We start from the raw sequence: 6,018 nt of genomic DNA, 5'->3' as shown, positions 1-6,018 counted from the left end.
TGTTAAGCGCTCGCGACGTCACCGCAGCCGAGCGTGACCGTCTGTCCGGGGCAGATCAGGTGCTGCGCAAGGGCGACACCAGCCTGCAGGACATTGCTACCGAGCTGCGCAAAATCGATAACCGCCAGACGGACGCTGTCGAACAAGATGCAGCAGGAGCGCCTTGTCGAATTTGAGAGTATCACCTTCTTTAATGTCCTGTGACATGCCGTGCCGCCCACTCGTCCGCCGTCAGTTCCGGGCCGGTGACGCAGAGCACGCCGTTCGTGACGATGCCGAGGCCATCGGCGACCCACGCCTGCCAGTCCTCGACGCGGATGCCGGTTCCGAGGCATGAAGGACGATCGGTGAGGACCGCTGTGGGAGCGCCGGCACCAGCCCGCCTTCAGTTCATCCGGCCAGCGGCACGCTCCTCGGCGACATAGCCGATGTACCAGTCGAGCTGTTCGGCGAGGCTGTGGTCTTCGAGGCTGGGTGAAGCCGGGAACGCCTCTGCGGCTCGGATAGCGGCCCGGAGTTCGTTGCGAAGGCTGTCCAAGCTTGGACTACCGGCGTCGGAGCAAAGACGGCCTACATCACGCAAGGCTCACCGTGGGAGAATGGCTACGCTGAAAGCTTCAACGCACGGCTTCGCGACGAACTTCTGAATTGCGAGATCTTCTACACACTCAGGGAAGCGCAGGTCGTCATCGAAAGCTGGCGACGTCACTACAACGGCGTGCACCCGCATGCCTCTCTGGGATACCGGCCGCCGGCCCCGGAGGTGTTCGTGCCAGCCTTCTCCGCTTGGCCGGCTGCGCTCGCCCGACCAGCTCCGCTGGCTAAGTTACTCGTGGCCCACCGTGCACTAACTTTACCCTTGGACCACCTGTGGAGGCCGATCATCTAGCCTTGCAACACCGGCTGAGGATCAGTTGCCGATGGGGGCGCGCTTCATGCCGAAGCCGTTCTCGGACGAGATGCTGGTCAATGCCACGCAACGGATCATATCGGCGCGCGGCATTGGGCTGTGAAGGTCGCCTCGTCAATTAACCGATCGAGGCGACACCGAGCTACACTGTTCAGGCAGTCGCGCGACCAGGCCGGCCCAAGCCGATGTCCCTAGCAAGCTGAGAGCGGGCTTCCGAGTAGCTCGCAGTGACCATCGGGTAGTCCGACGGCAGGCCGAACTTCACCCTGTAGCTATGTGGGTCGAGACCGTGTCCGCTGAGATGACGCTTGAGCGTCTTGTACCGTTTGCCATCAATGAAGCTGATGAGGGCGTCCGGCGTGATGGATTTTTTGATCTGTGCCGCGGTCGGCTGCTCGACGCTCTCAGCAGGAGCACTGGTGCCCGCAGCCCCGGTGCCGCTGTAGAGGGCCAACAGAGCCTTATGAACGCTGCCGATGAAATTCGGAAGCTCAGAAACGGGGATGGAGTTGTTCGCGACGTAGGCGGCTACGATTTCGCTGGCCAGTGCGAGCGTTTCGGGGTTCTGACCCGGGTTTTCTTCAGTCACTTAGGTTGTCCTTTGAGTTCCCCTCTCGCGTGAGATCCTTCAATCTTCGTGCCAAATCAAGGCACAGCTTACGTCATATCGCGCGGGCCTGCCACGATCTACACGCATGATCTGCGAAATTGGTTCGGGAAAGTGATCCGGGGCGTCCCTATGGGCGGCCCCTGCTCTTGCACATCGCTCCGCGGTAGCGATGGCATCAGACGAGATGCGTCTGGCTGTTCCCGGTCGCCGAAGCGTTGGGGTCGAGACCGTCGCCTAGCGCTGCTATGCTGGCCGTGTTGGCACCGAGCAGGGGGCCGAGTGTCAGGGTCGCGCCGAGGATGAGCTTGTTCATGGAGAAGGGCCTTCTACGGCATCATACCATAGGACCGGAACAGAGACCGTTACGCCAAGTTCCTGCGTGAACGTGCTTTGGGGGCGTTCTCGCGGTTTTATGAGGACACCCTATCGGCTTCAGTATTTTTCGCCAAGCTATCACTTGACGATCCGGCGGAGCGTGTAGAGCAGTAAGCCTCCTTTTGCGGAGGAGACGACCTTGGACGAACAAGTCGAAACTCAATCGACCGATTTCATTGAACTCGCTACCGACCTTGTAGCGGCTTACGTGTCGAACAACCGGGTGTCCGTATCTGAGCTACCTGGTGTGATTGCTTCCGTACACGCGGCCATGTCTGGCCTGGCCAACGCAGCGCCCGCCGAGCCCGCAGGCCCTGAGAAACCGACGCCGGCACAGGTCCGCAAGTCTATCACGCCGGACGCGCTGATCTCCTTTATCGACGGGAAGCGCTACAAGACGCTCAAGCGCCACGTTACCAAGGCCGGCCTCACGATGGAGACCTACCGCGCGCGCTACGGCCTGCCGTCGGACTACCCGTCGACAGCCGCAAGCTACTCCGCTCAGCGTTCCGAGCTGGCGCGCTCCCTCGGCCTTGGCCAGCAACGGCGCAAAGCAGCTCCTAAGACTGCTGAGGCCGACGAGACGGTCTCTGAGGCACCCAACTCCCCCGAGGGCAAGCCGAAGGCCGCCAAGGCCGCCCCGAAAGCCCGCGGGCGGAAGAAGGCCGCTGAGAAGGCCTAAGGCCGTTCAGCGCCCCGTTCCGGCACACTGCGGCGCCCGTCGCGGTGATGAGACCCTAACAAAACGCCGTCATCCTGCATCCGGGCCAAGTTGCGTATCGGCCGAGCTGGTGAGATCCGGGGTTCCCCCGTCCCGTGAGCAGATCGGGACGGGGCCGAACCGTTCGACCGTCCAAGAAGCCTCGAGATGCCACTTCACGATAGAACGCTCCTCACCGACGAAGCCCTCGATCAGTTCGCGCGCCGGTGGTTCGCGGAGTGCGGGCGGAGCGTCCCGAACCGCGCTTGAGCAGTCAGCAGAGGGATGCAGCCGGCGAAGTCGGAGCCCGGGCGCTCGATTGGCTGTTCAGCGACGATGACGGCGATGCCGCCGGGGCTGACGGCGGCGATTAAGGATGGGCGGATATCGCCGGTCTCACCAGTCCCCCGCCTGAAACCGGGTACAACCTTACGGGTTGAGGAAGCGTCGCCGTTCGACGGCTGAGGCCTCTCCCATGCTCCTGATCGTATCACTCGTGGCTGACACCTTCGCGCTCGCCGGTTCCTTATCGCTCATCGCCATCATCGCGGCGTGAGACGGATGGCACCGGCAGCCCGTAACCGGGCGGCGGGACCGAACTACGCGGCGTAGAGCGTAGCGAGCTCGACGCGGTTGCAACGAATGCTCAGCGCGCTCCGGCGGCGCCCGTCGATGGGGTGCTCATGCCCGACGAGCTAGCGCCCAGCGAACCGGTCCCTGTGCTCATCCCGTTCGCTCCCGGGGCCGTCATCGGCGTAGAGCCCGTGCCGCCGCCTGCATTCGCCCCACCGGGAGTAGCTAGTTCCTTCGGCTGACCCGTGGCCGAACCGCCGGTGCTGCTGGTCCCCATCCCAGTTCCGGTCGTGCCGGAGGGGGCGGTCGCTTGCGCGAACGCAGCGCCGGACAGAGCCAGAGTGCACGAGGCGGCGAGTGCGAGTGCTCTAATCGACATAAATGTTCCTCACGCTGCGCCAATACCGGCGCGTTGATACTAAGACCAAACGTGCGCGAGGTTGCTTTTGTTCAATAATCTGTGTGCTCGTGATTGAGCCTTGCCCGCCTTGTAAGCTCTCGGCGAATTCGTCCGGCACCTCGCCGAACTGCCCGAGGATCGTTACGCTCTTAAGCTCGCCGGTCTCGTCGTCGGCCACTACCTTCAGCGCCGTGGTACCAGGCATCAGGCCGGCCAAAGTTTGGATCCCGCCGTGTATCTACAGCCAAGGCAATGGCCTATCAATTATGTCCCGCCAAGTTGACCTAAGCGACCGGCTGATAGTCGAGCGCCGGCAGAGCAGCACCGCCCAGGGGGGCACGGTGCGGCCTCGCCGGCGCCGTCGCGAACCACTCAGCGCCGAGCCGAATTACCTTTGCTCTCGTCCTGAACGAAGAGGACGGCATGGCCAACGATCTAGAGGGCTCAGAGACCGGAGAAGGCGTAGCGTGGCGGTCGTCCTACCGGGGCGTCCTATCCCTCGATGATGCCCGATTGAGCGTCGTAATCATCGACGCCCCCAACGATGGTGACGCGCTCGCGCTTGTGAGTTGGATCGCCAAGGGCCGCGCGTTCGAGCTTTGGAACGGCCGCACATGGATCGGCCAGTCCCTTCTGCGATAGCTCTCCGACCTCCGACGGACCGTGCCTCGGCCTGCTGCACCTGCAGAGGGCTCCGGGTGCCGCCGCGGGCATCGGGATACCGCAGCCGAACCAGTACGGCCGGACCTACCGTGCCGCGATCGGCATCGAAAGTGGCGATGAGCGCACTGGCTTGCCCTTGCGGACCTGACCGGCGCACGGTGCCGGTATGTGCAACCTCTACAGCCTCGACAAGGGCCAGGACGCTATCCGGTCGACCGCGACGGGACCGGCAACTTGCCGCCGTCGCCGGCGATCTTCCCCGACCAGATGGCGCCGATCGTGCGCCTCGCCGATGGCGAGCGGGAGTTGGCGATGATGCGCTGGGGCTTTCCCTCGCCGGTGAGCAAGGGGCCGCAGCACCCGGTCACGAATGTGCGGAACGTGAGGTCGCCCTACTGGCGGTCTTGGCTGAAGCCGGAGCAGTGCTGCCTGGTGCCAGTGTCGTCGTTCAACGAGTATGCCGACACGAAGCCCTGCAAGACCCCCGTGTGGTTCGCGCTCGATGAAGACCGGCCGTTGTTCGCCTTAGCCGGGATCTGGCGACCCTGGACAGGCGTGCGCGGTCCGAAGCGCGACGAGCCGGTGGAGGAGAAACACCGCCTCTATGCCTTCCGCACGACGAAGGGCAACGGCATCGTCGGGCCGGTGCATCCGAAGGCGATGCCGGTGCTGCTGACCACGCCGGAGGAATGGCGCACCTAGCTGGAGGCGCCGGTCGAGGAGGCGTTGTCTCTACAACGGCCTCTGCCGGATAAAAAGATGATGGAAGTAGAGCGCGGTAAGCGCACCGATACCGCTCAAAGTCGCGCTTAGAGCAGCTACTTCTTTGTAGCCAGGTAGGCGATCAGATCGTCAATTTTTTTGTCGTCCGGGTAGCCCGCAAAAATCATCTTCGTGCCGGGGACTTTGGCCTTGGGATTTTTCAGCCATTCGTGCAGATTAGCTTCGTCCCAAGTAATACCAGATGATTTCATAGCGGCCGAATAGTTGTATCCTTCTTCAGAGGCTGACTTGCGCCCGACTACACCTGTCAGGTTCGGGCCTACACCATTTTTTCCAAAAGCATGACAGGCTTTGCAGGGAGCAAAGGCTTTCTCTCCTGCTACGATATCACCCTCAGCATGAGCGACCATCGGAAGAAGAATAGTTGCTAGGGCACCGACGATAAAATGGCGCATGAATTTTTCTCGCAAAATGCTGTTAACGTCTTCGCATCAGCTAAGGAAAAAGCTCGTATAACAACCTACCCGCGACGTTATGCAGGCCTTCAGTGGCGCAAATAAAGTTTCAGGGCGTATCGTCCGCGCCAACCATCCACACTGTCGCGCCAAGCCGGCTCCAATCGAGCCTCTTCGCGACGTAGCGCTCATCTGCTCGGGCGACCTGCACGGGTACCGAAGCATGCCCCACGAAGCTCAGATTGCCTTGCACAGCCTGTTCGAGCTGCATCCGCACCGCGCCATCTGCCAGCGCGGCGAGGCCGCTCACGGTGCCGACTACGAGGATGCTGCGGGTGAGGATCGAGGTGAGGGTGAGCATGACAGGCACCTGAAGGATGCCTCATGGTAGCCGAAGGGGTCTGCGAAGGCTGCTACGACTGCGCCACAGCCGGCACAAAAAGCGAACAGGCCTACCAGACAGTGAGCCTGTTCGTTGACTCTAGTAGGCGCGAGACCGGGGCGGCGGAGGCGGGCCATCGTCGTCGTCGTTATCCGGCGGAGGCGGTCCCCTGCGACGCGGAGGAGGTGGCGGCCTGTCGTCATCGAAGTCTGGCGGGGGTGGCCGGT

The 6,018-nt window shown here is 62.6% G+C and carries 8 protein-coding genes and 2 pseudogenes; 4 read left to right on the top strand and 6 right to left on the bottom strand.

From position 1 onward, the window contains the following. Positions 1-385: 385 nt before the first annotated feature. Positions 386-538 (bottom strand): hypothetical protein, encoded by a 153-nt coding sequence (locus tag FV223_RS30565; protein WP_187276173.1) that lies wholly within the window; start codon positions 536-538, stop codon positions 386-388. Here FV223_RS30565 and FV223_RS18050 point away from each other — a divergent pair. Further along, positions 500-889: pseudogene (locus FV223_RS18050) on the top strand (transposase); the annotation flags it as partial. The gene FV223_RS30565 and the pseudogene FV223_RS18050 overlap by 39 nt on opposite strands. 172 nt (positions 890-1,061) lie before the next feature. Here the strand turns inward: FV223_RS18050 and FV223_RS18045 are convergent. Both FV223_RS18045 and FV223_RS30560 read right to left on the bottom strand, forming a co-directional pair. Continuing rightward, the gene (locus tag FV223_RS18045; RefSeq protein ID WP_147728317.1) at positions 1,062-1,499 is read right to left on the bottom strand and encodes a MucR family transcriptional regulator; all 438 of its coding nucleotides are present in this window, start codon (positions 1,497-1,499) and stop codon (positions 1,062-1,064) included. 196 nt (positions 1,500-1,695) lie between these two features. After that, positions 1,696-1,833 (bottom strand): hypothetical protein, encoded by a 138-nt coding sequence (locus tag FV223_RS30560; protein WP_187274976.1) that lies wholly within the window; start codon positions 1,831-1,833, stop codon positions 1,696-1,698. Between the two features lie 201 nt (positions 1,834-2,034). On the opposite strand from FV223_RS30560, the gene FV223_RS18040 reads away from it, so the two are divergent. Beyond that, positions 2,035-2,577 (top strand): MucR family transcriptional regulator, encoded by a 543-nt coding sequence (locus tag FV223_RS18040; protein WP_147728316.1) that lies wholly within the window; start codon positions 2,035-2,037, stop codon positions 2,575-2,577. Between the two features lie 959 nt (positions 2,578-3,536). Here FV223_RS18040 and FV223_RS18035 read toward each other — a convergent pair. Next, the gene (locus tag FV223_RS18035) at positions 3,537-3,785 is read right to left on the bottom strand and encodes a hypothetical protein (RefSeq protein ID WP_147728315.1); all 249 of its coding nucleotides are present in this window, start codon (positions 3,783-3,785) and stop codon (positions 3,537-3,539) included. Between the two features lie 612 nt (positions 3,786-4,397). On the opposite strand from FV223_RS18035, the pseudogene FV223_RS18030 reads away from it, so the two are divergent. After that, positions 4,398-5,044, top strand: a pseudogene (locus FV223_RS18030) (SOS response-associated peptidase family protein). A 5-nt stretch (positions 5,045-5,049) separates the two neighbouring features. On the opposite strand, the gene FV223_RS18025 reads toward FV223_RS18030, so the two are convergent. Beyond that, positions 5,050-5,409, bottom strand: coding sequence for a cytochrome c family protein (locus FV223_RS18025; RefSeq protein ID WP_147728314.1), 360 nt, complete (start codon positions 5,407-5,409; stop codon positions 5,050-5,052). A 109-nt stretch (positions 5,410-5,518) separates the two neighbouring features. Further along, complete coding sequence (locus FV223_RS18020) at positions 5,519-5,770, bottom strand: hypothetical protein (protein WP_147728313.1); 252 nt, start codon at positions 5,768-5,770, stop codon at positions 5,519-5,521. 23 nt (positions 5,771-5,793) lie between these two features. On the opposite strand from FV223_RS18020, the gene FV223_RS31285 reads away from it, so the two are divergent. Beyond that, positions 5,794-6,018 (top strand): hypothetical protein (locus FV223_RS31285; protein WP_210247515.1); only part of this gene is annotated, 225 nt, incomplete at its 3' end.

Origin of the sequence: Methylobacterium sp. WL116 (assembly GCF_008039455.1) — a bacterium.
Taxonomy (GTDB): domain Bacteria; phylum Pseudomonadota; class Alphaproteobacteria; order Rhizobiales; family Beijerinckiaceae; genus Methylobacterium.
The sequence above is the reverse complement of the archived record's forward strand: the minus strand, read 5'-3'. Positions and strand labels throughout refer to the sequence as shown.

Bases quoted from the DNA above. Each gene is read 5' to 3' on its own strand.
- FV223_RS30560 (WP_187274976.1), bottom strand. From the start codon at position 1,833: ATGAACAAGCTCATCCTCGGCGCGACCCTGACACTCGGCCCCCTGCTC.
- FV223_RS18025 (WP_147728314.1), bottom strand. From the start codon at position 5,409: ATGCGCCATTTTATCGTCGGTGCCCTAGCAACTATTCTTCTTCCGATG.
- FV223_RS18020 (WP_147728313.1), bottom strand. From the start codon at position 5,770: ATGCTCACCCTCACCTCGATCCTCACCCGCAGCATCCTCGTAGTCGGC.